At 72.5% G+C, this 26,383-nt stretch carries 27 protein-coding genes and 1 tRNA gene; 18 read left to right on the top strand and 10 right to left on the bottom strand.

The window, feature by feature from the left end:
* Positions 1-9 precede the first annotated feature (9 nt).
* Complete coding sequence (locus AC07GB_RS23400; RefSeq protein WP_478848407.1) at positions 10-591, top strand: GNAT family N-acetyltransferase; 582 nt, start codon at positions 10-12, stop codon at positions 589-591.
* A 77-nt stretch (positions 592-668) separates the two neighbouring features.
* Here AC07GB_RS23400 and AC07GB_RS23395 read toward each other — a convergent pair whose 3' ends face one another.
* Complete coding sequence (locus AC07GB_RS23395; RefSeq protein ID WP_478848405.1) at positions 669-2,282, bottom strand: beta-N-acetylhexosaminidase; 1,614 nt, start codon at positions 2,280-2,282, stop codon at positions 669-671.
* Positions 2,283-2,408: 126 nt separating this feature from the next.
* Between AC07GB_RS23395 and AC07GB_RS23390 the strand changes: the two genes are divergently transcribed.
* The 3 genes from AC07GB_RS23390 (at position 2,409) to glmS (ending at position 5,512) form a co-directional block, all read left to right on the top strand.
* On the top strand, positions 2,409-3,302 hold the full coding sequence (locus AC07GB_RS23390) for a DUF4429 domain-containing protein (protein WP_478848403.1): 894 nt from the start codon (positions 2,409-2,411) through the stop codon (positions 3,300-3,302).
* Between the two features lie 105 nt (positions 3,303-3,407).
* A complete protein-coding gene (locus tag AC07GB_RS23385; protein WP_144003572.1) occupies positions 3,408-3,665 on the top strand; it encodes a hypothetical protein in 258 nt (85 codons plus the stop codon).
* 29 nt (positions 3,666-3,694) lie between these two features.
* Complete coding sequence (gene glmS, locus AC07GB_RS23380; protein WP_478848401.1) at positions 3,695-5,512, top strand: glutamine--fructose-6-phosphate transaminase (isomerizing); 1,818 nt, start codon at positions 3,695-3,697, stop codon at positions 5,510-5,512.
* A gap of 316 nt (positions 5,513-5,828) precedes the next feature.
* Here the strand turns inward: glmS and AC07GB_RS23375 are convergent, their stop codons facing one another.
* Positions 5,829-6,353 (bottom strand): universal stress protein, encoded by a 525-nt coding sequence (locus AC07GB_RS23375; protein WP_478848399.1) that lies wholly within the window; start codon positions 6,351-6,353, stop codon positions 5,829-5,831.
* A gap of 800 nt (positions 6,354-7,153) precedes the next feature.
* On the opposite strand from AC07GB_RS23375, the gene AC07GB_RS23370 reads away from it, so the two are divergent.
* The 6 genes from AC07GB_RS23370 (at position 7,154) to AC07GB_RS23345 (ending at position 10,669) form a co-directional block, all read left to right on the top strand.
* The gene (locus AC07GB_RS23370) at positions 7,154-7,417 is read left to right on the top strand and encodes a hypothetical protein (RefSeq protein ID WP_478848522.1); all 264 of its coding nucleotides are present in this window, start codon (positions 7,154-7,156) and stop codon (positions 7,415-7,417) included.
* A gap of 396 nt (positions 7,418-7,813) precedes the next feature.
* Complete coding sequence (locus AC07GB_RS23365) at positions 7,814-9,139, top strand: helix-turn-helix domain-containing protein (RefSeq protein WP_478848397.1); 1,326 nt, start codon at positions 7,814-7,816, stop codon at positions 9,137-9,139.
* Between the two features lie 10 nt (positions 9,140-9,149).
* Positions 9,150-9,752 (top strand): oligoribonuclease, encoded by a 603-nt coding sequence (orn, locus tag AC07GB_RS23360; RefSeq protein ID WP_478848395.1) that lies wholly within the window; start codon positions 9,150-9,152, stop codon positions 9,750-9,752.
* A 113-nt stretch (positions 9,753-9,865) separates the two neighbouring features.
* Positions 9,866-9,938 (top strand) — tRNA-His (locus tag AC07GB_RS23355).
* Positions 9,939-10,074: 136 nt separating this feature from the next.
* The gene (locus tag AC07GB_RS23350; RefSeq protein WP_478848393.1) at positions 10,075-10,227 is read left to right on the top strand and encodes a hypothetical protein; all 153 of its coding nucleotides are present in this window, start codon (positions 10,075-10,077) and stop codon (positions 10,225-10,227) included.
* Positions 10,228-10,414: 187 nt separating this feature from the next.
* Positions 10,415-10,669 carry a hypothetical protein gene (locus tag AC07GB_RS23345; RefSeq protein WP_478848391.1) on the top strand — a complete coding sequence of 85 codons (255 nt, stop codon included), beginning with the start codon at positions 10,415-10,417 and terminating at the stop codon, positions 10,667-10,669.
* 54 nt (positions 10,670-10,723) lie between these two features.
* On the opposite strand, the gene AC07GB_RS23340 is transcribed toward AC07GB_RS23345, so the two are convergent.
* From AC07GB_RS23340 to AC07GB_RS23330, 3 genes are read right to left on the bottom strand one after another with little or no spacing between them, the layout of a single operon-like run.
* Positions 10,724-11,575 carry a helix-turn-helix domain-containing protein gene (locus AC07GB_RS23340; RefSeq protein ID WP_242718334.1) on the bottom strand — a complete coding sequence of 284 codons (852 nt, stop codon included), beginning with the start codon at positions 11,573-11,575 and terminating at the stop codon, positions 10,724-10,726.
* Positions 11,576-11,599: 24 nt separating this feature from the next.
* On the bottom strand, positions 11,600-12,127 hold the full coding sequence (locus tag AC07GB_RS23335) for a DUF6879 family protein (protein WP_478848389.1): 528 nt from the start codon (positions 12,125-12,127) through the stop codon (positions 11,600-11,602).
* On the bottom strand, positions 12,099-12,359 hold the full coding sequence (locus tag AC07GB_RS23330; protein WP_478848387.1) for a hypothetical protein: 261 nt from the start codon (positions 12,357-12,359) through the stop codon (positions 12,099-12,101). The genes AC07GB_RS23335 and AC07GB_RS23330 overlap by 29 nt, the downstream gene beginning before the upstream one ends.
* 229 nt (positions 12,360-12,588) lie before the next feature.
* On the opposite strand from AC07GB_RS23330, the gene AC07GB_RS23325 reads away from it, so the two are divergent.
* Complete coding sequence (locus AC07GB_RS23325) at positions 12,589-13,113, top strand: hypothetical protein (RefSeq protein WP_478848385.1); 525 nt, start codon at positions 12,589-12,591, stop codon at positions 13,111-13,113.
* Positions 13,110-13,304, top strand: coding sequence for a hypothetical protein (locus tag AC07GB_RS23320; RefSeq protein ID WP_478848383.1), 195 nt, complete (start codon positions 13,110-13,112; stop codon positions 13,302-13,304). Before AC07GB_RS23325 ends, AC07GB_RS23320 begins: the two co-directional genes overlap by 4 nt.
* Positions 13,305-13,744: 440 nt before the next feature.
* Here AC07GB_RS23320 and AC07GB_RS23315 read toward each other — a convergent pair whose 3' ends face one another.
* Positions 13,745-14,800, bottom strand: a complete 1,056-nt coding sequence (locus AC07GB_RS23315; protein ID WP_478848381.1) for a LacI family DNA-binding transcriptional regulator — start codon at positions 14,798-14,800, stop codon at positions 13,745-13,747.
* Positions 14,801-15,116: 316 nt separating this feature from the next.
* Between AC07GB_RS23315 and AC07GB_RS23310 the strand changes: the two genes are divergently transcribed.
* Genes AC07GB_RS23310 through AC07GB_RS23295 form a run of 4 tightly spaced genes read left to right on the top strand, consistent with a single transcriptional unit; the run spans position 15,117 to position 19,875 of the window.
* The gene (locus AC07GB_RS23310) at positions 15,117-16,445 is read left to right on the top strand and encodes an ABC transporter substrate-binding protein (RefSeq protein WP_478848379.1); all 1,329 of its coding nucleotides are present in this window, start codon (positions 15,117-15,119) and stop codon (positions 16,443-16,445) included.
* Between the two features lie 13 nt (positions 16,446-16,458).
* Complete coding sequence (locus AC07GB_RS23305; RefSeq protein WP_478848377.1) at positions 16,459-17,442, top strand: carbohydrate ABC transporter permease; 984 nt, start codon at positions 16,459-16,461, stop codon at positions 17,440-17,442.
* 9 nt (positions 17,443-17,451) lie between these two features.
* Positions 17,452-18,372: a carbohydrate ABC transporter permease gene (locus tag AC07GB_RS23300; RefSeq protein ID WP_478848375.1), complete on the top strand. Its 921-nt coding sequence runs from the start codon at positions 17,452-17,454 to the stop codon at positions 18,370-18,372.
* A gap of 57 nt (positions 18,373-18,429) precedes the next feature.
* Positions 18,430-19,875: a GH1 family beta-glucosidase gene (locus AC07GB_RS23295; protein ID WP_478848373.1), complete on the top strand. Its 1,446-nt coding sequence runs from the start codon at positions 18,430-18,432 to the stop codon at positions 19,873-19,875.
* A gap of 189 nt (positions 19,876-20,064) precedes the next feature.
* On the opposite strand, the gene AC07GB_RS23290 is transcribed toward AC07GB_RS23295, so the two are convergent.
* Positions 20,065-21,474 carry a HAMP domain-containing sensor histidine kinase gene (locus AC07GB_RS23290; protein ID WP_478848371.1) on the bottom strand — a complete coding sequence of 470 codons (1,410 nt, stop codon included), beginning with the start codon at positions 21,472-21,474 and terminating at the stop codon, positions 20,065-20,067.
* A 34-nt stretch (positions 21,475-21,508) separates the two neighbouring features.
* Positions 21,509-22,195 (bottom strand): response regulator transcription factor, encoded by a 687-nt coding sequence (locus AC07GB_RS23285; RefSeq protein WP_478848369.1) that lies wholly within the window; start codon positions 22,193-22,195, stop codon positions 21,509-21,511.
* A gap of 131 nt (positions 22,196-22,326) precedes the next feature.
* Between AC07GB_RS23285 and AC07GB_RS23280 the strand changes: the two genes are divergently transcribed.
* Positions 22,327-22,848: a hypothetical protein gene (locus AC07GB_RS23280; RefSeq protein ID WP_478848367.1), complete on the top strand. Its 522-nt coding sequence runs from the start codon at positions 22,327-22,329 to the stop codon at positions 22,846-22,848.
* A 15-nt stretch (positions 22,849-22,863) separates the two neighbouring features.
* Here the strand turns inward: AC07GB_RS23280 and AC07GB_RS23275 are convergent, their stop codons facing one another.
* Positions 22,864-23,727: a spermidine synthase gene (locus AC07GB_RS23275; protein WP_478848365.1), complete on the bottom strand. Its 864-nt coding sequence runs from the start codon at positions 23,725-23,727 to the stop codon at positions 22,864-22,866.
* Positions 23,728-24,017: 290 nt separating this feature from the next.
* Positions 24,018-24,422, bottom strand: a complete 405-nt coding sequence (locus AC07GB_RS23270) for a hypothetical protein (protein ID WP_478848520.1) — start codon at positions 24,420-24,422, stop codon at positions 24,018-24,020.
* Positions 24,423-24,957: 535 nt separating this feature from the next.
* On the opposite strand from AC07GB_RS23270, the gene AC07GB_RS23265 reads away from it, so the two are divergent.
* On the top strand, positions 24,958-26,379 hold the full coding sequence (locus AC07GB_RS23265; protein ID WP_478848363.1) for a tetratricopeptide repeat protein: 1,422 nt from the start codon (positions 24,958-24,960) through the stop codon (positions 26,377-26,379).
* Positions 26,380-26,383 lie beyond the last annotated feature (4 nt).

The raw sequence follows: 26,383 nt of genomic DNA, 5'->3' as shown, positions 1-26,383 counted from the left end.
GCTAGCCCTGTGAACGCCTTCGAGACCCTCACGCTGCGCCCCCTCGACCCCTTCACGGACGCCCAGTTGATCCACCCCTGGGTGACGCACCCCCGGTCGGTCTTCTGGCCGATGTGGGGTGCCCGGCTCCATGAGGTGGAGCGCGCGTACATGCACGTCGCGGCCGAGGAGCACCACGACGCGTTCGTCGGCCTGCGCGACGGCGAGCCCGCGTTCCTGGTGGAGCGCTACGACCCGCGCCACGCCGAACCCGCAGAGCCGTACGAGCCCGAACCCGGCGACGTGGGCGTGCGCTTCCTGGCGGCCCCGAGCGCGGACCGGGACCCCGGCTTCGGCCGGGCGGCGCTCACCACGGTCCTGGAGCACCTCTTCGCCGACCCCCGCACGGCCCGGGTCGTGGTCGAGGCCGACGTCGCCGACCACGCCGCGCAGGAGCTGCACGAGGTCGTGGGCTTCGTGCCCGGGTGCGAGGTCGAGCGGCCGGAGGCACGGACCCTGCTCGCCTTCTGCACCCGCGAGCGCTTCGACGCGGCCCTCGTCCGCCGGGCCGTGGCCGCGCGGCCCGCCCTGCCGGCGGGAGCCCCGGCGTGAGCGCGGCGCCGCGCCCCTGAGACCGGCGGGGCTCCGGAGTACGGTCCTCCGGAGCCCCGTCCGCACCCGTCAGCGGATCACCGCGCGGGCCACGGCACCTGCGGCGACCTGAAGTAGCCGATGCCCAGGGCGTCCCAGCGCGGGGCCTGCTCCGCGAGGCGCGCCCGGTACGGCTCCCAGCCGTGGCTCGCGGCGGGTGACCAGCCGAGTTCGGCGATGCCGGGCAGGCGCGGGAACGCCATGTGGTCGAGGTGCGCGGTGGTCGACAGAGTCTCCGTCCACAGCGGCGCCTCGACCCCGAGGACCGCGTCGGCCGGGACTCCCGGGAGGTAGGTGCCCGGATCCCAGTCGTAGGCCCGCCGCACGTCCACGTATCCGGCCCACTTGAGGCCGAGCGGGGTGTCCTTGTCGTACTTGTGGTCGAGGTAGGACCGGTCGGCGGGCGAGAGCACGAGGGCCGTGCCGTTCCGCGCCGCGTTCACGACCCGGTCGCGCTCGGCCTGCCCGGTGCGGTCGTAGCCCCAGTACTGCGCGACGGCGCCCGGCGCGGGCTTCGCCTCGGTCAGCTGGTGCCAGGCGAGCACGGTCTTGCCGTACTTGGCGACGATCGGCTGCACCTTGGTCATGAACGTCACGAAGTCCTCGTGGCTTGTGGAGTGCGCCTCGTCACCGCCGATGTGGAGGTAGCGGCCCGGGGTGAGCGCGGCCAGCTCGCGGATCACGTCGTCCACGAAGTCGTACGTGATGTCCTTGTCGACGCACAGCGAGCTGAAGCCGACCTCCGTACCGGTGTACAGGGGCGGTGCCACGCCGTCGCAGTTCAGCTCGGCGTAGGAGGCGAGCGCGGCGTTCGTGTGGCTCGGCATGTCGATCTCGGGGATCACTTCGAGGCCCCGCGAGGCGGCGTAGGAGACGATCTCGCGGTACTGCTCCTTGGTGTAGTAGCCGCCGGGGCCGCCGCCGACCTGTGTGGAGCCGCCGTAGGTCGCGAGCCGCGGCCAGGAGTCGACGGCGATGCGCCAGCCCTGGTCGTCGCTCAGGTGCAGGTGCAGCGTGTTCATCTTGTAGAGGGCCAACTGGTCGACGTACCGCTTGACCTGGTCGACGGGGAAGAAGTGGCGGGACACGTCGAGCATCGCCCCGCGGTAGGCGTAGCGCGGGGAGTCCTCGATGGTGCCGCCCGCGATCCGCCACGGGCCGCGCTGCCGCGACGGCTTCTCGACGGCGGCGGGCAGTTGCTGGCGCAGCGTCTGGGCGCCGTGGAAGAGGCCGGTGCCCGACGACGAGGTGAGGGTGAGGGCGCGGCGCCCGGAGACCAGCCGGTAGCCCTCGGCGCCGAGGAGCTTGTCCTCGTGCCCGGTGCTGACGCGCAGCCGGATGCCGTCGCCGCCCGCACGGTCGGTCACGGGAAGGCGGAAGCCGGTGGCGGGCCGGAGCAGCCGGGCGAGGTACTCGCCGACGCGCCGCTCCTCGGGGTGGCCGCCGACCCGGATGCGGGTCTCGGCGGTGATCTCGTAACCCGGCCCGGCCGCAATGGCCTTGAGGGGCGCGGGGATGATCCGCCCGAGCGGCGTGGGCGCGGGGGCGTGGCGGCGGTCCCCGCCGGGAGCGGCCGCCACGGTCGACAGGCCCGTGGCGGCGATGAGGAGCAGTGATCCGATGACACGTGTCGGTCGGTGGTCCTTTCTCACAAGCGGGTCCCTTCGACGGGCGACGCGGATGTGACGGAGGTCGAACCGTCACCATGCGTACCGCGCACCCCAGGTCGGGTCAAGGTGTAGACCACCTGGCCAGGACGGCGATGCGAGAATCGCCCCATGGCGGAAATCATCCAGCGCGACGGCACCTGGACCTTCGACGGAGTGACCCTGCGGCTCGTGCCGGGGCACGACAAAGGCGTTTCGCTGCTGCGCAAGACCCTGGGCGAACTGACGGTGCCGCTCCAGGCCTTGGCGGGCGTCGCCTTCGAACAGGGCAAGAAGAGCGGGCGACTTCGGCTGCGCCTGCGTGACGGCGCGGATCCGCTGCTCCAGGCGACCGCGGGCAAGCTCGCCGACGCCTCCGACCCGTACCAGCTCGCGGTGGAGCCCGACCGGTACGGCGTCGCCGAGTACGTGGTCGACGAGCTGCGCAACGCCCTGCTGCTCGAACAGGTACCGGCCGCCGGCTGTGACTCCTATCTGCTGCCCGGCCCGTCCGTGCCGCTCCAGGTCTCCGCGGGCGACGCCACCGTGAGCTTCGACGGGGAGCACATCCGCCTGGAGTGGAACTGGAAGACGGAGGAGGCCAAGGCCGCCGCGGGCACCCGGACGATCGCGCTTGCCGAGATCGCCGCCGTCGAGTGGCAGCCCGCGATAGGCCTGGAGAACGGCTACCTCCGCTTCACCGTGCGGAACTCGGTCACCAAGGCCCCGCCGAAGTACGACCCGAACTCGGTGGAGCTGTGGGGCTTCAAGAAGGACCCGCTGATGGCGCTCGTCGCGGCGGCCGTCCAGGCCCGGCTCCCGCACCCGGCGCGCCCCGCGGCTCCGGAGCCGGCCCCGAAGCAGCTCGCGCCCGCCGCGGCCGGCGCCGCGCCCGCGCCGCCCGCCGAGGACGACCACGACGCGCTGCTGCGCCGCCTGCGGGAGCTGGGCGAGCTGCACCAGGGCGGCATCCTCACGGACGAGGAGTTCGCCGCGGCCAAGCAGGCGGTCCTGAGGCGGATGTGACACCCGGGGCCCCCGGCCCCCGCCCCGCATCAGCAATCGAGCTAACCTTGCCCGATTCCGGGCAGGATTCTTGCGTAAGGCCCCTGGGTAATCCAGGATCAACGGGTGCACGAAGACCTTGTCGATCACCTGACGCGCTCCACCCAGCTCCAGCGCGGCGAAGCGCTCCGGGTGATCCAGGACGTGCTCGCGTACTTCGACGAGACGACCGAGGCGTACGTCCGCCGCCGCCACCGTGAACTCCAGGGTCAGGGCCTGGTGAACACGGAGATCTTCGAGCGGATCGCGGCGGACCTGCGCTACCGCGCCGTGGCACCGCCCGAGCTATCGCTCAGACAGCTGCGCCGCATCGTCTACGGCTAGACCATCCCCACCACACCCAAGGGACCCTTATGTGCGGAATCGTCGGATATATCGGCAAGCGTGACGTCGCCCCGCTCCTCCTGGAGGGCCTCCAGCGCCTGGAGTACCGCGGTTACGACTCCGCGGGCGTCGTCATCACCAGCCCCAAGGCCACCGGCCTGAAGATGGTCAAGGCCAAGGGCCGCGTGCGCGACCTGGAGGCCCGCGTCCCCAAGCGCTTCACCGGCACCACCGGCATCGCCCACACCCGCTGGGCCACGCACGGCGCCCCCTCCGACGAGAACGCGCACCCCCATCTCGACGCCGAGGGCAAGGTCGCCGTCGTCCACAACGGCATCATCGACAACGCCACCGAGCTGCGCGCCAAGCTCGTCGCCGACGGCGTGGAGTTCCGCTCCGAGACCGACACCGAGGTGATCACCCACCTCGTCGCGCGCTCGCAGGCCGAGACCCTGGAGGAGCGGGTCCGCGAGGCCCTGCGCCACATCGAGGGCACCTACGGCATCGCCGTGCTGCACGCCGACTTCAACGACCGCATCGTCGTCGCCCGCAACGGCTCGCCGGTCGTCCTCGGCATCGGCGAGAAGGAGATGTTCGTCGCCTCGGACGTCGCCGCCCTCGTCTCCCACACCCGTCAGGTCGTCACCCTCGACGACGGCGAGATGGCCACCATCAAGGCCGACGACTACCGCACGTACACCACCGAGGGCTCCACCACCCAGGCCTCGCCGACCACCGTGGAGTGGGAGGCCGAGTCGTACGACATGGGCGGCCACGACACGTACATGCACAAGGAGATCTTCGAGCAGGCCGACGCCGTGGACCGCGTGCTCCGCGGCCGCATCGACGACCGCTTCTCCACCGTGCACCTCGGCGGCCTGAACCTGGACGCCCACGACGCCCGCAAGGTGCGGCGCGTGAAGATCCTCGGCTGCGGCACCTCGTACCACGCGGGCATGATCGGCGCCCAGATGATCGAGGAGCTGGCGCGCATCCCCGCCGACGCCGAGCCGGCGTCCGAGTTCCGCTACCGCAACGCGGTCGTCGACCCCGACACCCTGTACGTGGCCGTCTCCCAGTCCGGTGAGACGTACGACGTGCTCGCGGCCGTGCAGGAGCTGAAGCGCAAGGGCGCCCGCGTCTTCGGCATCGTCAACGTGGTCGGCTCCGCGATCGCCCGCGAGGCGGACGCGGGCGTGTACGTGCACGCGGGCCCCGAGGTCTGCGTCGTCTCCACCAAGTGCTTCACCAACACCACCGTGGCCTTCGCGCTGCTCGCCCTGCACCTGGGCCGCATCCGGGACCTGTCCGTCGCCGACGGCAAGCGGATCATCGCCGGCCTGCGGCAGCTGCCCGCGCAGATCGAGCAGATGCTGGCGCGCGAGGACGAGATCAAGAAGCTGGCGCAGGAGTTCGCCGAGGCCAAGTCGATGCTGTTCATCGGGCGCGTACGCGGCTACCCGGTGGCGCGCGAGGCCTCCCTCAAGCTCAAGGAGGTCTCCTACATCCACGCCGAGGCCTACCCCGCCTCCGAGCTGAAGCACGGCCCGCTCGCCCTGATCGAGCCCGCCCTGCCGACGGTCGCGATCGTGCCCGACGACGACCTCCTGGAGAAGAACCGGGCGGCGCTCGAGGAGATCAAGGCCCGCAGCGGCAGGATCCTCGCGGTCGCCCACCAGGAACAGGAGAAGGCCGACCACACCATCGTCGTCCCGAAGAACGAGGACGAGCTGGACCCGATCCTCATGGGCATCCCGCTCCAGCTCCTCGCCTACCACACGGCCCTGGCCCTCGGCCGGGACATCGACAAGCCGCGCAACCTGGCGAAGTCGGTCACCGTCGAGTAGCACCGGCACGGGAGTGAGTGGCCCCCCGTGCGTGCCACCAAGCACACGGGGGGCCACTCCTTCAGGGACCGGGGTCGCCCATTACCCCGGCCCGTGCCTGCCTCGGCCGGTGGCCGTCACCCCCCGGCCGGCAGGGCGCCCGGGGTCCGCGGGAGACGGCGGTGAGAAGTCGCGGTGCCGCGGTGCCCCGGCGACCGGTATGTACCCTTCACAAGCGCGCGAACCACCTCTACGCGCGAGTAGATTTATGCGCCGGGGTACGGAGGTTGACGCCGCGCCTCCCTCATCTCACCTGGGGCGGCGGGGCGTTGCGGAATTACGGGATGACGACCACGGGCCGTTGCGCACGGCGCGCGAGGCGGCCCGCGACGGATCCGAAGATGCGCCCCACGATGCCGTGCGTCGAGCCGACGACGATGGCGTCCGCGGAGTACTCCCGGCCGACCTCTTCGAGTTCGTGGCAGATGTCGCCGCCGCGCTCGACGAGGATCCAGGGCACCTCGGACAGATAGTCGGCGCAGGCCAGTTCGAGCCCGAGGACCTCGGTGCGGTGGTCGGGGACGTCGACGAAGACCGGTGGCTCGCAGCCCGCCCAGACGGTGGTGGGCAGGCGATTGGCGACGTGGACAATGATCAGGCCGGAGCCGGAGCGGTGTGCCATGCCGATCGCGTAGGCGAGGGCCCGCTCGCTGGACGTCGAGCCGTCGAAGCCGACGACGACGCCGTGCCGGAAGGCCGGATCGCAGGAATGACGTGGTTCTTCCGCCGCTCGGGGGGTCGTCGTCGGATCGGCGACCTGCCTCTTGCGGTCCGCGGGTTCGGAGAATTCGTGACCGGCCATCGGTGTCTCGGCGAAGGAGTCCTCTGTGGGAGGGTCGGCTTTTTTCAAGTGCTCCGGCGCCCGTGGTGCGGCGCGCCGGGTCGGGTCGTGCGCGGAGTCCGGGGCGGGTCGTACACGGAGCCCCGGGTGAATACGGGTGATGCGAGTGATGCACGTGCTACGGGTTATACGGGTGGTGCGTGGAACGGATGGAGCGCGGGAGATCAGGTCGAACGGGGGCTGAGCGAGGATGGAGCGGGGACCGAGAGCGGGTCGGGCCCTGCGGCCTTCGGCGGACACGGGCCGTCACCGGACGCGTGTCCGGGAATCATCTTCCCAACCCCTTACCCCAAGGGTACGGCGACACTCCTCTCCTGCCCAGGTCCCGGCCAGGGGTCTCCCGGGCCGTGGCAGCGGCTCGCACCGCCCGCCCGAGGCCTCAGTACGGCCTCCGCAGGGCCTCACGGCGTTCACCGGAGCATGCATGAGCGGGGCCCGGATGGCAATGGCGGCTGCCCCGTACAGGCGGTTTGCACCCGGTTCGCGCGCACTGGCCCCTTCCGGCCAGTGACCGGCCGCATGGCCACGCGTTGAACCCGTGAAACCACTCTTTCGGAGACATCCCCAGGAACCGACACCACGTGCGAAACCACCGCCGCAGGGAGTACGCCGTGCCAGGACCGATCACTGCCGCCCCAGCCGCCGCACCCACCGCCCGACGCCGCGCCACCGAGGGGGCGCACGAGCGCCGGGGCCACGGGGGCGCCGGGCCCCGGGGCACCGAGACCCCCGGGGCGGCCCCGCAGGAGTCGGCGAGCGACGTGGTGCGCTGGGCCGCGTTCTCCTGTGTCCTCGTCCCCGTCGTGCTCGTCGGGTACGGGACCTCGCTGGCGGGGGCGGCCGGGTCGGCCCTGGGGCTCGCGGCCGTGACGGGGGTGTGCCGGCTGCTGCTCAGGCAGTCCGAGCGGGGGGCCGAGCGGGCGCGCGCCGAGCGGCGTCCGGCCGCCGCGGGGCGCCGCTCGGGGGCGGCTCCGGGGGCGCGCCGGGGCGGGCGGCACGCGGGCCCGAGTGCGCCGGAGGACTGACCGATTCCGGCGCACTCCTCCATACGTTTTCAGCCAACTTCCGGCTGGTCCGCATTCCCTGGCCGAATGGGGGGTCAACCCACGTCCCACCAGGGGTGAAAGGAGCGGAGAAGGCATCCGCACCCTACGTTGACCGGCCACTGGGACGAGGCGCACTTCCCTGCACGGCCCACGAGTGCGACGCTTCGTGATCGAATGCTTCACGCCAAGTTGCCATGTCGACAATGCGCCGAGTGCTGAACTGGTCACGGCAGCGTCACACGACGCAGTAGATTCGATCTTGACTGTAGTACGGCGGGGGACTGGTGGAGGACCGAGGGGAAACGTGCAGGAGCGACAGGTCCAGCAAGCACGTCAAGAACAGGGAGCCGCGACGACCGAGGGGGGCTTAGCGCCATGAGCCACGACTCCACTGCCGTGCAGGAAGCCGCGGCGCGGAAACTCTCCGGGCGGCGCCGTCGGGAAATCGTCGCGGTGCTGCTCTTCAGCGGTGGTCCCATCTTCGAGAGTTCCATACCACTCTCCGTGTTCGGCATTGACCGGCAGGACGCGGGAGTGCCCCGGTACCGGCTGCTCGTATGCGCCGGTGAAGAGGGGCCGCTGCGCACCACGGGCGGGCTTGAACTCACCGCGCCGCATGGCCTCGAGGCCATCGCGCGCGCCGGCACCGTCGTCGTACCGGCGTGGCGGTCCATCACGTCGCCGCCCCCGCTGGAGGCACTCGACGCGTTGCGCCGGGCACACGAAGAAGGGGCCCGCATCGTCGGTCTGTGCACCGGCGCGTTCGTCCTCGCGGCGGCCGGTTTACTGGACGGCCGCCCGGCGACGACGCACTGGATGTACGCGCCGACACTCGCCAAACGCTATCCGTCCGTCCACGTCGACCCGCGCGAGCTGTTCGTCGACGACGGGGACGTCCTCACATCGGCCGGCACCGCGGCCGGAATCGATCTCTGTCTGCACATCGTGCGCACGGATCACGGCAACGAGGCGGCGGGCGCGCTCGCCCGCAGGCTCGTCGTGCCGCCGCGCCGCGCGGGCGGCCAGGAGCGCTACCTGGACAGGTCGCTCCCGGAGGAGATCGGCGCCGACCCGCTGGCCGAGGTCGTCGCCTGGGCGCTCGAACACCTCCACGAGCAGTTCGACGTGGAGACGCTCGCCGCCCGCGCCTATATGAGCCGCCGCACCTTCGACCGGCGCTTCCGCTCGCTGACGGGGAGCGCTCCCCTCCAGTGGCTGATCACCCAGCGGGTGCTCCAGGCGCAGCGGCTCCTGGAGACCTCGGACTACTCCGTGGACGAGGTCGCCGGACGCTGCGGCTTCCGCTCGCCCGTCGCGCTGCGCGGCCACTTCCGGCGCCAGCTCGGCTCCTCGCCCGCCGCCTACCGCGCCGCGTACCGGGCGCGCAGGCCGCAGAGCGAGCGCGGCCTCGACGGCTCCGCCGGGGCGCCGGGCGCTCCGGCGCCCATGCCCAGCGCGCCCGCGGTGGTCTCGGCGGACGGGCCGGGCGGCCACGGAGGACCGGGCGGTCCGGGCGGGCACGGCTCCGCACCGGGTCCGAATCCGGGCATGTCCCCGGGCTCGGTACCGGCCCAGACCCGGCGTACGGCGGCGGCGAGCGCCTTCGGGGCCTCGGCCCTGGCGATGGACGCGGGCAAGCACCCCGCCGATGCGTACGCGCCGGGACGCACGCCGCTCCCCGGCCACAGGAGCGCGCCGTAGGGTTGGGCGCATGAACGATCGCATGGTGTGGATCGACTGCGAGATGACCGGGCTCTCGCTGACGGATGACGCACTTATCGAGGTGGCCGCCCTGGTCACCGACTCGGAACTGAACGTGCTCGGCGAAGGTGTGGACATTGTGATCCGCCCGCCGGACGGAGCGCTGGAGACCATGCCCGAGGTGGTGCGGCAGATGCACACCACCTCGGGGCTCCTGGACGAGCTGTCCGGCGGCACCACGCTCGCCGCCGCCGAGGAGCAGGTCCTCGACTACGTCCGTCAGCATGTGAAGGAGCCCCGCAAGGCTCCGCTGTGCGGCAACTCGGTCGGCACGGACCGCGGCTTCCTGCTGCGGGACATGCCGACCCTGGAGAACTTCCTGCACTACCGCATCGTGGACGTCTCCTCGATCAAGGAGCTGGCCCGGCGCTGGTACCCGCGGGCGTACTTCAACAGCCCGGACAAGAACGGCAACCACCGGGCGCTCGCCGACATCCGCGAATCCATCGCCGAGCTGCGCTACTACCGCGAGGCGATCTTCGTCCCGCAGCCGGGCCCGGACTCGGACACGGCGAAGTCGATCGCGGCGAAGCACGTGCTGCCCGCGAGCTAGGCGGCCCGGAAGGGCCTGGTGGACGGGGTCGGAAGAAGGGGTGCGCGAGCACCCCTTCGGACCCTGTACACTTTTTCTCGGCCGGTCGGAAGAACGACAAAGACCGGCTCACGGTGGGTGTAGCTCAGTTGGTAGAGCACCTGGTTGTGGTCCAGGTGGCCGCGGGTTCAAGTCCCGTCACTCACCCTGATGATCAAGGGCCCGACCTGCGAAAGCAGGTCGGGCCCTTGTCGTTTCCCGAGGGCGCCCCACGGCGGGGGCCTGGCCGACTCCGTCGCCCGACAGGGCGGCGCAGCTCCGGCCGGGCGCCTGCCTCGGCGTCATGACGGGCCAAGCGGACGCCACGGGGTACGCGGTGATCGCCGGGACCGGGGACCTGCTGAAGGTCGCCACCTCCGCGGGCGGCACGGGCGTCACGTACGACGTCTCGGCGGACGCGGTGTGCGCAGACGCAGTGGTGGGCGGCGACCGGTGACGAGCTGGGGCGACGGCGAGGACCCTTGGCCACAGGCCCAGCTGGACGCCGTCTCCTCGCTGTCCTCGGCGCCCCGTGGACAGCCGCCCTGAGCACTGCCGGGCTCGCCGTGGTGCTCGCCCTGCCGACCGCCGAGGCAACAAGCGGCCGGGGGGCCGGGGCTCACGGAGTCGCCGTAGAGAAGGCTGTGACGGCGCCCGGGACACGTGATGTCGCGCTGGAACTCGCCGAACTCCGCCGCACGACGGAGGTCGGGTTCGCCGAGCAGCGCGGCCAGCTCGCGCTCCTGGAGCAGCGCGGCGAGCAGACGGACAAGACGCTGGATGACCACGAGCGGCGCCTCGACGTCCTGGAGCGGGGGAGGTGGCCGCTGCCGACGATCGCCGCTCTCGCCGGGGTGATCGGCGCTGGTTCCGGCCTGTCCGCACTGATCGCCCGCTGAAACGCTTCGCCCCTTCTCGCCTTCGGGCGGGAGGGAGCCTTCGTCGTGCCCTGTTCAGTGCAGCGCCTCGATCGCGCGGAGGATGAGGCCGCGGGCCTCCGCACCGTAGACGGCCATGCTCCGCAGACGCTCGAACGTCTTCACGTACTGGCTTACCTCGGAGGGCTGGGTGACACGTACCTCGGCCGACACGAGTTCCATGGCCACCAGCTTGTCGTCGTAGATGTGGAACGTCTCCTCCGGCCAGTGCGTCCGCTCGCCGGCTACGGGGATGATGCCGAGGGAGACGGCGGGCAAGGCCCCCGCGGTGAGCAGGTAGCCGAGCTGGGCGGACATGGCTTCTGCTCCAGCAATCCGGTAGCGCAAGACGGACTCTTCGATCACCGCCACGAAGCGATGTCCCGGTTCGTGGATGAGGCGGGAGCGCTCGATGCGTGCGCGCGCGGCTTCCACGCTGTCGTCCACAGCAAGGTCGTTTGAGTCCGCAGCGATGCGGAGGACGGCAGTCGCGTACCCCTCGGTCTGGAGCAGGCCGGGTACGAGGCCGGAGGAGTACACGCGGAAAAGCTCGGTGCCGCGGAAGAAACCGACCCGGCTCTCCTGGATGTGCCGGAGCCCGGAGCGCACCTGGTCGCGCCACTGTTGGTACAGCGTCTCGGCGTTGATGGACTGGACGATCAGGTCTTGGGCCTGATCACTACGGCCGGTGGCAGTGCACCAGCGGCGGATGTCGTACGCCGACGGCCCGGTGAGCGCGTTCTCAATCCGCGACGTCTTGGAGTGGTGCCAGTCGCACGCGGCAGCCAGTTGTACGAGCGTCATCCCGGCCTCCTTGCGGAGGGTGCGGAGCTGCCGGGCGACAGCTTCGCGCGCGGCCTGGGCCGACGAGGAAGGGGAGACGGACATGAGCTGGCTGCCGGTGCTTCCTGCTCAGTCGATCCGGTAGTCGTCGTGCGGTATGGCTCGTTCCCACACCGCCGCGAAGGCGTCCCTGCACAGCTTGGCGGATGCGGGGTCCTCCGAGATCTCGTGTCCGACCAGCGCACCGTCGCCCGAGAAGTAGCCCCAGCGGACGATACGGTCGTCGAAGAGCCAGAAGTCGTTGCCGGGCAGGCAGAGGGCCGAGGCATGACGGCGGGGCAGCCAGCGCACTTCCTCACCAGCGTGCGTGTTGACCATGGTGGAAGCGTGCTCGTACCGGATGTAATCGGATACGGGTTCGGACACGATGCGAGCACGTCGCACAGCGACGCCACGGCCGACGGCCCGGCCCACAAGGTCGACCCACGGCGCCCAGTCCTCCGAGGAGGGATCGGTATCGAACTCGCCGGTCTCCAGCCAGGTACGGAAGTCCTCGGCTTCGGCAGCGACACCATACTGGTCCCGCATCTCCAGGTGCACCGCGGTCCGTGTGCAGCCGTCCATCAGCTCAGTGATCGTTGACTCGCTGAAGGACATCGCACGCCTCCCTGATCATGTCGATCATCCTCGCAGGAATTCGGACCACGGCTTCTCCGTCCGGGATGCCGACGGCGTGGCCGGGCGCCTCGAAGGCGGCGCATTCAGCGTGGAGTTCGGGCGCCGGCTCCCACCCCTGGAGGACGAGTTCCCGCTTGTCCTGGTCGACCCACACGGTGGGGCTGTCGGCGGTTTTGGTGTCGGGGTCGATCCCAATGAACAGTAACGGCACGTCATCCTCCGTCAGCAGAGTGTGCGTTTCTGTGCGCCACGATCGTGGCGGCAAGGGGCCCAGGTCAAGGGAGCGGACGGAACACAGAAGTGCTGCCGGTAGCAGGCTGCACAGATCTGCACAGAGCTGGTGGTCGACTCCGGTGCACTCCTAGCGTCGAAAGACACAGCGAAGACCCCGGTGACCGTGCGACCGGCCCCGGGGCATGGCCGACCACCAAGGAGTCGACATGGGCGAGAGTACGGCCCCCGTGCAAGCGCCGAGAAGCGGCACCCGAGCACAGGTGCCCTCGCAGGCGGAGAACCGGTTGATCGCTGACTGGCTGGCCCAGGCCCACCCCTTGCCGAGCCGGGCCCGGCGGGAGTGGTCGGACGCGTACGTCGCGATGATCCCGCTCGGGCGCCGCTTCGACGCCGTACGCGTGCCCGCGCAGCGGATCCACGCCGCGGTCGCCGACGAGGAGCCCGCCACGGTGGCCGCGGCGCTGCGGGACTGGCTGGGCGGCCCGGTGATCAGGGATCTGCGCAGCACCTTGGGCGCGTACTACTTCCTGGTGACGCCAGGCGCGGAGTGGGACGGCCCGGAGGACCGCCTGAGCACGGGCACCTTCCTCGGGGTCCCCCGTGTGGGACACATCGCGTACCTCATGAGCTGGGTGGTGGCGCCGGAGCATCCCGGGAACCTGTGCGACACCGCCGTCCTGCGCACGCTGCTCGCCACGGCCGATCCGCTGCGAGCCGTGGGCCGACCATGACCGGCCTCGACGACCACGAGGACGGCCAGGAACCGAGGGGCCCGTCCGAGGCCTACCGCGAGCACCTGAACACCTGCCCCCGTCGGCACTTCGGCATCCTCGCCGACTGCTCCGAAGGTGCGCGGCTGCGTGCCGCCTGGATCGAGGGCGGCCGCACGGCCACCGCGCCCGCAGGAGTCCGGCATGTCTGAACCGAAGCCGGTGGTGCTGCGAGCCGCCCTACCCGGGCTCGACACCCTCGCCCCGGCGCAGCTGTCCGGTGCCGCCTGCGTCTGGTGTCGGCACGAGTTCCGTCCCGGCGAGGGGATCGACCTCGGCAGCCCCGGACCCCTCCGGCCGCACGGCTGCCTGGACTGCTGCGAGATCAGGACGAACTCCCTGACGACCTACCTCGCCTGGTACGACCACACCGTCACCTGCCGCCGGTGCCCCTACGGCCCCTGCGTGGAAGGCCGGGCCCTCGGCATGAACCACCTGGCCGTACGGGAACAGGCAGGCCACCCGGCGATACGCTGCGCCGCCTGCCAGGCCCCCATCACCCCCGGCCGGCCCCTGCGCCCGCACTCCTGGCGAGAAGAACCCTGGCCCATACTCGGCTACCTCCACGCACGCGACTGCCCCGGCTCCCGCCTCAGGACGACGCGCGGGCGACCAGCTCCGTCGGCAGGACGATCCGAGGGCGGGCTAGGCGGCGGGCCGCCGACGGGCGGGGGTCGGCGATCTCGGCGAGCAGGACGTCCGTCATCGTGCGGCCCATCTCCACTATGGGCTGGCGCACACTCGTCAGGGGCGGATCCATGTGGCGGGCGATCGCCGAGTCGTCGAAGCCGACCAGGGCCACGTCGTCCGGTATGCGGCGGCCCGCCCGGCGCAGGACCTGGCGGGCCCCCGCCGCCATCACGTCCGACGCGGCGAAGACCGCGTCCAGGTCCGGCCTGCGCGCGAGGAGGTCCGTCATCGCGCGCCGGCCGCCCTCCTCGGTGAAGTCGGCGGGGGCCGTCAGGGACTTGTCCGGCTCGTGCCCGGCCTCCGCCAGGGCATCGCGGTAACCGTCAAGCCGCCGCTGGGCCCCATACACATCGAGGCGGCCCGTGATCGTGGCTATCCTGCGGCGGCCCCGGGCCAGCAGATGGGTGACGGCCGCGCGGGCCCCCGCGAAGTTGTCCGAGTCCACCGAGGCAAGCGGCTCGTCGGCACGGCGGCGGCCACTGATCACCGCCGGTATCTCCAACTGCTGAAGGAGGTCCGGCAGCGGGTCGTCCGCGTGCACCGACACGAGCAGGACACCGTCCACGCGGTGCGCCGACAGGTACTGCGCCAGGCGGCGGCGCTCCCGGTCGCCGCCCGCGAAGGTCAGCAGGAGCTGGAGGTCCGTGTCCGCGAGCGCGGCCCCCACGCCGTGGATGATCTCCGAGAAGTACGGCTCGGCGAAGAACCGCGACTCGGGCTCGGGCACCACCACGGCGATCGAGTCCGTACGGTTCGCGGCGAGCGCCCGGGCCGCCGTGTTCGGCACATACCCCAGCTCGGCGACGGCTTCCTCCACGGCGGCGCGGGTGTGCGCGCTCACCCGCGGCGAGCCGTTGATCACCCGGGACACCGTCCCCCGGCCGACGCCCGCGAGCGCGGCCACCTCCTCCAGCGTGGGCCGGCCCCCGCTGCGCCCCTTGGGCTGACGACTCCCCATCAGTGCCTCCCCACGACGCGAAATCTAACAGCCCGGCCCCGGCCACCAGCGACGCCGCCGACGGCCCGCAACTCCCGCCGTCCGGTGCCTTGACACCCCCGCAGCTAGCCGTAACCCTTCAAGGCATCAAATATGGGAGCGCTCCCACTCTACTCGGCTCTTTCCCGATCCGCACGTTCCGTCCGAGCCGTTCCTCTCCAACTCATGACTCGCACAGGGCAGTTGACCGGTGGTCGGTACGTCGGAGCACTAGGAGGACACCATGCGCCACAGGACTCGCCGCAGGACGCATGACCGGACTCGCTACAGGACTCGAATGCCCCGTACGGCCGTGGTGCTCGCGGCCGTCGCCGCGCTCGCCTGCGGCGCGCTCACCGGCTGCGCGTCGGACTCCGACGACAAGGACGCCGGCGGCTCCTCCGGCGGCGGGGGCGGAGACGGGGGCGGCAAGGGGAAGACGACCCTCACCATCGGCGTGTTCGGCGCCTTCGGCCTCCAGGAGGCCGGTCTGTACGAGGAGTACGAGCGGCTCCACCCGGACATCGACATCAAGCAGAACTCCGTACAGCGCAACGAGAACTACTGGCCCGCGCTGCTCACCCATCTGAGCAGCGGCAGCGGCCTGTCCGACATCCAGGCCGTGGAGGTCGGCAACGTCGCCGAGCTGACCGGCGGCCACGCGGACAAGCTGATGGACCTCGGCAAGGCCCCCGGCGTCGACAAGGGCGCCTACCTCGACTGGAAGTGGAAGCAGGGCACCACCGAGGACGGCAAGACCATCGGCCTCGGCACCGACATCGGGCCGACCGGCATCTGCTACCGCAAGGACCTGTTCGCGAAGGCCGGGCTGCCCACGGACCGCGAGGCGGTGGGCAGGCTGTGGGCCGGGGACTGGGACAAGTACCTCCAAGCGGGTGAGCGCTTCAAGAAGAAGGCGCCCAAGGGCACCGCCTTCGTGGACGGCGCGACGGGCGTGATGGCCGCCGTGCACGCCTCCGGCACGCAGAAGTTCTACGACGCCGACGGCGAGCTGGTCTACAAGGACAGCCCGGCGGTCAAGCAGGGCTGGGACATCGCCGCGCGGTTCGCCGAGGCCGGGCTCACCGCGAAGCTCCAGCAGTTCCAGCCCAGTTGGGACCAGGCGTTCGCCAACGGGTCCTTCGCCACGGTGACCTGCCCGCCCTGGATGCTCGGCTACATCAAGGACAAGGCGGGCGCCGACGCGAAGGACCAGTGGGACGTCGCCGCCGCGCCCCGGCCCGGCAACTGGGGCGGCTCCTTCCTCACCGTGCCCGAGGCGGGCGAGCACAAGGAGGAGGCGGCGAAGCTGGTGGCCTGGCTGACCGCGCCGAAGCAGCAGGCCAAGCTGTTCGACGAGCGGGCCAGCTTCCCGAGCGCCAGCGCGGCCTACGACCTGCCCGCGGTGAAGGGCGCCAAGAACCCCTACTTCGGCGACGCGCCGGTGGGCCGGATCTTCTCCAAGGCCGCCGAGGGCGTGCCCGTACAGCCCATCGGCCCCAAGGACGGGATCATCGCCCAGTACCTGGCGGACACCGGGATGCTCGGCGTGGACCAGAAGGGCACCTCGCCCGACAAGGCCTGGGGCAAGGCCGTGAAGACCATCGACAACGCCCTGGACCAGTGACGCGGTGACCGACGTGCCGAGTGACGCCCAGACGGCCGTGTCCCCCGCCCCGGCGGCGGACACGGCCCGGGACGAGCGCCGCCGGGCGCGGCGCAGCCGCCTCTACCGCTGGGACGTGCGGTTCAGCCCCTACGCCCTCATCGCGCCCTTCTTCCTCTTCTTCGTCGCCTTCGGGCTCTTTCCGCTGCTCTACACGGGGTGGGCCTCGCTGCACCGGGTGGAGCTGGGCGCGCCCACGGACATGGAGTGGGTGGGCCTGCGGAACTTCTCGCGGCTGCTCGACGACGACTTCTTCTGGAACGCGCTGCGCAACACCTTCACCATCGGCCTCATCTCCACCGTGCCGCAGCTGCTCATGGCGCTCGGGCTCGCCCATCTGCTGAACTACCGGCTGCGCGGGTCCATGTTCTTCCGGGTCGCGATCCTCACTCCCTATGCCACGTCCGTGGCCGCGGCGACGCTCGTGTTCGTGCTCATGTTCAGCCGGACTGACCACGGGCTGATCAACTGGGGGCTTGGGCTCGTCGGGATCGAGGCCGTGGACTGGCAGAACGGCGACTGGACGGCGCAGCTCGCCGTGTCCGCCATCGTGATCTGGCGGTGGACCGGCTACAACGCGCTGATCTACCTCGCCGCGATGCAGGCCGTCCCGCACGACCTCTATGAGTCGGCGGCGCTCGACGGGGCGAGTCGCTGGCAGCAGTTCCTGCATGTGACGGTGCCGTCGCTGCGGCCCACGATCCTCTTCACCTGCGTGGTGTCGACGATCGGGGCGACGCAGCTCTTCGGTGAGCCGCTCCTCTTCAGCCAGGGGGCGAGCCCGACGGGTGGCTCGGACCATCAGTTCCAGACGCTGGGTCTGTATCTGTACGAACAGGGCTGGTTCAACCAGCATCTCGGGCGGGCCTCGGCGATCGCCTGGACCATGTTCCTCATTCTCGTGCTGATCGGTCTGCTGAACTGGGCGGTCGGCCGGTGGATCCGCAAGAGCGCGTGAGGGGATGACATGACCGACGTGACGCACAAGCGCCGCGCGCCGCGCACCGGCGAGCCCCGGGCCCATCCGGAGCGGCGCGGGCGCGGCCCGAGGAAGCGCGGCGCCGGACGGCAGCTGCACGGCGGGAAGCTGACGTACGCCGTGCTCGTCCTCTTCACCATCGGCTCGCTCTTCCCGCTGGTGTGGACGGCGATCGCCGCGTCCCGGACCAATACGCGGCTCGCCCAGACCCCGCCCCCCTTCTGGTTCGGCGGGAACCTCTTCAAGAACCTTGAGATCGCCTGGACCGACGCCAACATGGGCACCGCCCTGCTCAACACGCTCGTGGTGGCGGGCACGATCACCGTCGGCACGGTGCTCTTCTCCACCCTCGCGGGCTTCGCCTTCGCCAAGCTGCGCTTCCGCTTCCGCGGTCTGCTGCTGCTTCTGGTGATCGGCACGATGCTGGTGCCGCCGCAGCTCAGTGTCGTGCCGCTGTTCATGATGATCGCGGAGTTCGGCTGGACCGATCAGTTGCAGTCGGTGATCCTGCCGACGCTCGTGAGCGCCTTCGGGGTGTTCTTCATGCGGCAGTACCTCATCGAGGCGCTGCCCACCGAGCTGATCGAGGCCGCGCGCGTGGACGGGGCCAGCAGTGTGCGGCTCATCTGGCACGTGGTCTTTCCCGCGGCGCGGCCCGCGATGGCCGTGCTCGGCATGCTGACGTTCGTCATGGCGTGGAACGACTTCTTCTGGCCGATCATCGCGCTCACCCAGGGCGGCGAGCCCACCGTGCAGGTCGCCCTCGCCGGGCTCGGCCGGGGGCAGATCCCCGACCAGTCCGTGATCATGGCGGGCGCGCTGCTCGGCACGCTGCCGCTGCTGCTCGCCTTCGTCCTGTTCGGCAAGCAGATCGTGGGCGGGATCATGCAGGGCGCCGTCAAGGGGTGAGCCCGGCCCCGCACCTCCCTCCACTCCTCCATCCGTACGAACCATGGGAGCGCTTCCATGCCCGATGCGAACCTGCGGTTTCCCCCCGGCTTCCTGTGGGGTGCCGCGACCGCCGCTTACCAGATCGAAGGGGCCGCTCGGGAGGACGGCAGGTCCCCGTCGATCTGGGACACCTTCAGCCATACGCCGGGCAAGGTGCTCGGCGGTGACACCGGGGACATCGCCTGCGACCACTACCACCGGTGGCGCGAGGACGTGCGGCTCCTCGCGGACCTCGGGATCGAGGCCTACCGCTTCTCGGTGTCCTGGCCCCGGGTGCAGCCCACCGGGCGCGGGCCCGCCGCGCAGCGCGGGCTCGACTTCTACCGCGCGCTCGTGGACGAGCTGCTCGCGCGCGGCATCACGCCGATGGTCACGCTCTACCACTGGGACCTGCCCCAGGACCTGGAGTCGGCCCTGCCCGGCGAGGGCGCGGCGGGCGGCGGCTGGCCGGAGCGGGACACCGCGCACCGCTTCGCGGAGTACGCCGGGATCGTGGCCGGGGCGCTCGGGGACCGCGTGGAGCTGTGGACGACCCTCAACGAGCCCTGGTGCAGCGCCTTCCTGGGCTACGGCTCGGGGGTGCACGCGCCCGGGCGCACCGACCCCGCCGCCGCCCTGCGCGCGGCCCATCACCTCAGCCTCGCGCATGGCCTGGGCGCCGGGGCGCTGCGCGCGGCGCTGCCCGCCCGCGCCCGGATCGGGGTGAGCCTCAACCCGAGCGCGGTGCGCCCGCTCACCTCCTCGCCCGCCGATCTGGACGCGCGGCGCCGGATCGACGCCCTGGCCAACCGGGTCTTCACCGGGCCGATGCTGCGCGGGACGTACGACGACGATCTGCTCGCGGACACCGCGCGCGTCACGGACTGGGCCTTCGTGCGCGACGGTGACCTGGACGTCACGCGGCAGCCGCTGGACTTCCTCGGCATCAACTACTACTCCCCCGCTGTCGTGTCGGCCGCCTCCCCCTTTGACGCCCCGCGCCTCGACGGGCACGGGGGCGGCGACCACTCCCCCTGGCCGGGCGCGGACTCCCTGGTCTCCTTCCACCGCGCGCCCGGCGAACTCACCGCCATGGACTGGCCGGTGGATCCCACAGGACTGAAGGACCTTCTCCTTGAGTACACCGCTCAGGCCCCCGGGGTTCCGCTCTATGTGACGGAGAACGGCGCCGCCTACGACGACAAGCCCGAGGGCGGTGCCGTGCACGACCCCGACCGGGTGCGCTACCTGCACGGACACCTGTCCGCCGTGCACGCGGCGATCCTGGAGGGCGCCGACGTCCGGGGCTACTTCCTGTGGTCGCTCCTGGACAACTTCGAGTGGGCGTACGGCTACAGCAAGCGCTTCGGCGCGGTGTACGTCGACTACGAGACGCAGCGGCGGACACCCAAGTCGAGCGCCCGGTGGTACGCGAAGGTCGCGGCGAGCGGGGAGCTGCCCCGGTTGGTGGCCGAGGGGTGAACGGTGCGTGCCCCGGCCGGAGGGGGGTGGCCGGGGCACGCGTTCCCGTGGGGGGATCCGCACAGCACGTTAGCCCTGCTCCGGGGCGCCGAAGCGGCCCTTATGCCGGACTTAAGGAAGGCATCGGGGGTCGTTAAGGCCCGGCCGCACAGGGTCTGACCGCCGTGGGGCCCTCGCCGTCGCCGGGCCCTAGCTGCCGCGCGCCGAGGCCCGGCCCCGGCGGCGTACCATCGCGCGTGCCGCGCGCCGCCCCATCGACGGCCGGACGGCCCCCCGCTGGAGCCAGAGCCGCACCTCCGTGCCGCCGAGGACCGAACGGCCGATGCGGACGTCGCCGCCGGTCGACTCGGCCAGGCGGCGCGCGATGTCCAGGCCGAGCCCGGTCGACCCGATGGTGCCGCCCCTGCTGTCCGTGCCACCGGAGTTGCCGCGCGCGAGGGCGGCCTCGGGGTCGGCGATGCCGTCGCCCGCGTCGGAGACGAGCACGATGACCGCGTCCTCGCCGCTGTGCACGTCCACGGCGAACGCGGCGCCCTCCCCGGTGTGCCGGAAGACGTTGCCGAGCAGGGCGTCGAGCGCGGCGACCAGGTCGGCCCGCGCCACCGGTATCCACACGGGCCGCTCCACGCCCGCGACGCGCGCCTCGCGCCCCTCGTCCTCGGCGAGCGCCGACCAGAACTCCATGCGCTCGCGGATCACTTCGGCGGCGTCGCAGCCCGCGCCCGAGCCGCCTGCGACCGTGCGCGGCTTGGCCTCGCGGGCGGTACGGATGATCGTGTCGACCTCGCGTTCCAGCTTCTCCACGGCGATCCGGGTCTGCTCGGCGGCGGGCCCTTCGCCCAGGGACGCCGCGTTGAGGCGCAGCACGGTCAGCGGGGTGCGCAGGCGGTGCGACAGGTCGGCGGCCAGCTCCCGCTCGCCTGCCAGGAGGTGGACGACCTGGTCGGCCATGGAGTTGAACGCCACGGCTGCGAGGCGCAGTTCGGTGGGCCCCTCCACGGGCACGCGCGCGGTGAGCTTGCCCTCGCCCAGGTCGCGGGCGGCGCCCACCAGGCGTCTCGCGGGCTGGACCATGCGGACGCCGAGCCGGTCCGCGACGGCCACCGAGCCGATGACGAGCCCGACCCCGACGCCCGCGAGCACCAGCCAGGCCGTGGTCACGCCGTTGCTGACCTCGCTCTCCGGCACGTGGATCTCGACGACGGCGATCTCGCCCGAGCCGATGGCGAAGGGCTGGAGCAGCGCGTAGCCGCCGGGCGCGGTGACGGTCCTGGCCCGGCCCTGCTCGCGTGTGGCGGCGACGTCGTGCGCGGGGGCGCGGCGGTCGCCGATGGTCAGCGCGGGGTGCGCGCCGACGGCGGGGACGTGCACGGCCATGCGCCCCTCGCCGCCCGCCTCGGAGGTGGCGACGGCCCGGGTGAGTTCGGCGCGGTCGGTGGTGATGGACAGCGTGGGGCCCATGCCGGCGGCGTGCCGTTCGGCGTTGGAGAAGGCGCGGTCGCGGGCCATCTCCTGGATGACGAGGCCCAGCGGGACGGCGAAGGCGGCCGCGACCATCGTCGTGACGGCCAGGCACACCTTCACGAGCGCCCACCTCACGGCGCGGCCTTGCCCGTGCCACCGCCCGTCGCCGTCACAGCGGCGGCTCCAGCTTCACGCCGACGCCGCGCAGGGTGTGCAGATAACGCGGGCTCGCGGCGGTCTCGCCCAGTTTGCGGCGCAGCCAGGAGAGGTGGACGTCGATGGTCTGGTCGTCGCCGTAGCTCTGCTGCCAGACCTCGGCGAGGAGTTCCTTGCGCGCGACGACGACCCCGGGCCGCCCGGCGAGGAACGCGAGCAGGTCGAACTCGCGCCGCGTCAGGTCCAGCGGCGCCCCGTCGAGGGCCGCCTGGCGGCGCAGCGGGTCGATGGCGAGGCCGCCGACGCGCAGCACCCGGTTCGCCGGGGAGGCGCCGGATCCACGGGCGCGGCGCAGGACGGCGGCCATGCGCGCGGAGAGGTGCTCGACGGAGAAGGGCTTGGTCAGGTAGTCGTCGGCGCCGTCGTTGAGGAGCCGGACGATCTCCGTCTCGTCGTCGCGCGCGGTCGCCACGATCACGGGTACGTCGGTGACGCCGCGCAGCATCTTGAGCGCCTCCGCGCCGTCCAGATCGGGCAGCCCGAGGTCGAGGATCACCACGTCGAAGCGGTAGTGGGCGACCTCGCGCAGCGCCTCAAGGGCCGTGCCGACGCTCCGTACGGTGTGGGAGGCGTCGGACAGATGCCGGATGAGGGCCGAGCGGACGAACTGGTCGTCCTCGACGACGAGCACACGAGCCATGGGCGGCACCGTACGCCATGCGGACGGGGCCGGTGCTCCGTGGGACTTTTGGCCCGGACATGGGCGTCATGTCCCCCACCACGCCTGTGTTTTCTGGCCACCGGGGTGGCGGTGGGGCACCATGGCGCGCTATGCGCAGAGGTCTCCTGCACGCCGGCGCGTGGTCGCTCGCCACGGGCGCGGCGGTCACGCTCTCATGGTGGGGCGTGCACACCGTGATGGCGGGCACGGCCTACGATCCGCCGCGCGCCCTCCCGCTCGCGGCGGAGCACCCGGAGCGCGCGGTGTCGTCGTCCACGCACCGGCCCGAACCGGAGCCCAGCGCACGGCCGTCGAGGCCCGCGCGGTCCGCCGCCCCCGAGCCGTCGCGGAAGCCGCCCGCGTCGCGCGTGCCTACTCCCCGTACGCCCTCTCCGGCCGAGCCCTCCCCCGGCCATGTGAAGACCTACTCCACCGACGGCGGCCGGGTCGTGTTCGACCTCGGCGGGGACGCCGCGTCGCTGGTCTCCGCGACGCCCGCGACGGGCTGGTCGATGCGGGTGTGGAAGGCCCGGGCGTGGATCCGGGTGGAGTTCACCTCGGGCGCGGACCGCGTCTCGGTGTTCTGTACGTGGCACGACCAGGCGCCGCGCGTCGACGTCACCACGTACTGAGCGGCCGGGGCGTGCTCAGCGGAACACCGAGGGCGGCGGCGCGGGCGAGGCCACCGCGCTCGCGTCCGTGACGGCGGCCGCGCCGCCGCCGAAGTCGAGGAGGGCGCGCCCGTGTTCGACGCGCGCCGGGTGCGGGTCGCTCGCGCTGCGCCGGGTCAGCTCGGCGAGGGGCAGGGGGCGCGCGGAGGCGAGGAGCACGGCGTTGCCGAAGCGTTTGCCGCGCAGGACGGCGGGGTCGGCGATGAGCGCGAGTTCGGGGAAGACGGCGGCGGCGGTGGCGAGTTGGCCGCGCAGATAGCCGAGCGGCGGGCCGTCGGCGAGGTTGGCGGCGTAGTGCCCTTCGGGCTTCAGGACACGGCGTACGTCGCCGAGGAACTCCACGGACGTCAGGTGCGCGGGGGTGCGGGCCCCGCTGAACACGTCGGCGATCACCAGGTCCGCCCAGCCGTCCGGCACCTTGGCGAGCCCCTCGCGGGCGTCGGCACCGCGCACGCGCACGCGTGCCTGCGGGTCGAGCGGCAGCACGCGGCGGACCAGGCTCACGAGGGCGGTGTCGCGCTCGACGATCTGCTGGGTGGAGCGGGGCCGGGTCGCGGCGACGTAGCGGGCGAGGGTGAAGGCGCCGCCGCCGAGGTGCAGCACGTGCAGGGGGGCCGCGGGCGGGGCGGTGAGGTCGGCGATGTGGCCGAGCCTGCGCTGGTACTCGAAGTCGAGGTACGCGGGGTCGTCGAGGTCGACGTGCGACTGGGGGGCGCCGTCGATGACGAGGGTCCAGGCGTGCGGGCGGTCCCGGTCGGGCAGCAGCTCGGCGAGGCCGCCGTCGACCTCCTCGACCACGGCTTCCCGCGCCGTCTGCCGGCCCCGCCTGTTCCTTGCCATCGGGCCATTATCGCCGGGGCCGCGGGGGGCCGCTCGCGCGGTGCGCCCCAGGCCCGCCCCTTCCCGCTCCGGGGGCTGCCGCCCCCGTACCCCCGCCTTTCGGCGCTCCGCGCCTCGTCCTCAAACGCCGGACGGGCTGGATGGTGCCGATGCGGACCGCATCCCGCCTGCGGGCTTGACCGGCCCGCGGTCCGCGGACGGGATGCGGCCCGCACCGGAGATCTTTCAGCCCGTCCGGCGTTCGAGGACGAGTGCGCAGCGCGATGAACGGCCGGCCACCCCGGCAGGGCTCAGCGGCAGTTGTCGGCCGCCTCGATCATGCGCCGGGCCTCGCCGAGGGCCGCGCGCAGGGCGGCGGGATCGGTCACCGGGTCCGCCGCGCCGGGCGGCACCAGCCACCCCGTGCCGGCGACGGGCGGCGGGGGCGTCGGGCCCTGAACGCCGGCGCCGCCGGTGCCGCCCCCGGCGAAGGTCTGCGTACAGGCGCTGCCCGGCAGGTCCCAGGCGGCCGCCGTGCCGGGCGGGACCAGGAAGCCGAGGGTGTCGCAGCTGCCGTCGTGCAGGACGGGTCCCACGGCCTCGCCCCCTGCGCCCCGGCGCAGGATGTCGACGGCTTCGAGGCCCTGCCGCGCGGGCACGGTCACCAGGTCGCAGTGCCCGTGACCGGGGTCGGCGCCGTAAGGGGCGGACGGGATGTACGGGACGTGGGGGTTGTGCGGGGCACATCCGGGGTGCGCGCTGTACGCGGTGTGCGGGGCGGACGGGGCGTGCCGTGCGTACGGTTCGTGGCTCCGGGGCCCGGGGTGGGCGGCGGGGCCGCGCGGTTCGCCGCCGGGCCCGGCGCTGCGGTCCTGGCTCGGCCAGTGCCGCGCCGTGGTCAGTGAGCCCCCAGATTCGCTGTTCTCCATGCCGACCTCCAACAAGGGAACCCCTCCTCGCCAGGGCGGAAGCCGCTTCGCTCCCTCTCCGCACTGGTTCAACGCGCGACCGCGTCAACGGCTACGGCGCCACGCCGCCGCAAAGGATGGCAGATCATGGCAGATCACGGGTGAGATATCCGGTTTGTAGCCAAACTCCATGTCACCGTCGCGTCACAGAGGGTACTTTTTGCTCCGCCGGGACACGGCCGGACCACGGGCAGCGCGGGGGCGGGACGCGCGACGCGGGACGGTCGGCGGCTCATCGGCACGGTCCCACGAGAGGGCCTCGGTCCCCACGAGAGGATCCGGCATGGCGTCGTCTTCCAGGGCTTCGTCCACTCCGCCGCCGCGGCCGAACCTCGCCTTCCGGCGACTGCGCGGCCAGCGCTCGCCGGGCGAGTTCGCGGCCCTGGTACGACGGGCCGCGCGCGAGATCGGCGAGCGGGTCAGCTGCGACGCGCGGTACGTCGGCCGCGTCGAGGCGGGCGAGATCCGCTGCCCCAACTACGCGTACGAGCGGGTGTTCCTGCACATGTTCCCCGGCCGGACCCTGACGGACCTCGGCTTCGCGCCGCGCGCGGCGGTACGCGGCCGGGGGGCGCGCGCGGACGCCGAAGCGCTCACGGCGCACGACCTGGGTGGTCACCCCGCCCTGGACGGGCTCCGGGACCACGAACAGAACCACAGCGACGAGGAGAGCGACGTGCGGCGTCGCGCATTCATGACCAGCGGCACGGCCACCGTGGCGGCCGCCTCCCTGACGGCCCTGCCCCTCGGCGGCGCCGCCGAGGCCGCGGCGGTCTCCGTACCCCGCCCCCGCACGGCGGGCGAGGCCGAGGTGCACGCGGTGGAGGAGGCGGTCCGCCGGATCCGGCTGCTCGACGACCGGCACGGCGCCGACGGCCTCTACCGGCGCGCCGCCGCCCCCCTGCGCACCGCCTACGCCCTGCTCGACGCGGGCACCGCCCGGCAGGCCACGGCGGACCGGCTGTACACGGGCGCGGGCGAACTGGCCATCTCCGTGGGCTGGCTCGCGCACGACTCGGGCCGCTTCGACGACGCGCGCTCGCACTACGCGGAGGCGCTCGCGACCGCCCGGATGTCCGGGGACCCCGCCGTGGAGGCACACGCCTTCTGCAACACGGCGTTCCTCGCCCGGGACGCCGGGCGCCCGCGCGAGGCGGTGCGGGCGGCGCAGGCCGCGGCGCGGGCCGCCCGGCAGGTCGCGTCGCCCCGGCTCCTGTCGCTGATCGCGCTCCGCGAGGCGGGCGGCTGGGCGGGCCTCGGTGACCGCGCGGGCTGCGAGCGGGCCCTGTTCCAGGCGCACGCCCTGTTCGACCGGGGCCCGGGCGCGCAGGACCCGGAGTGGATGACGTTCTACGGGCCGGCGGAGCTGGCGGGCCTGGAGGCGCAGTGCTGGTCGGCGCTCGGCCACTGGGAGCGCGCCTCGCGGCACGCGCACCGGGCGGCGGACGTGGCGGCGGCCCAGACGCCCCAGTTCACCCGGAACATCGCCCTGTACACCGCCGAACTGGCCGACGACCTGGCACGCGCGGGCCGCCCGGACGAGGCGGCTGCGGCGGGCCTGCGGGTCCTCGCGCTCCTCGACGAGGTCCAGTCGTCGCGCATCCAGGGGATGCTCGCCACCACCGCGCGCGTGCTGCTCCCGCACCGGCGCGCCGCGGGGGTGACCGACTTCCTGGAGCACCATGCGTCGCGCGCGCGTGCCTGACGGC

The organism is Streptomyces sp. NPDC045778 (genome assembly GCF_056431945.1).
The sequence above is the reverse complement of the archived record's forward strand: the minus strand, read 5'-3'. Positions and strand labels throughout refer to the sequence as shown.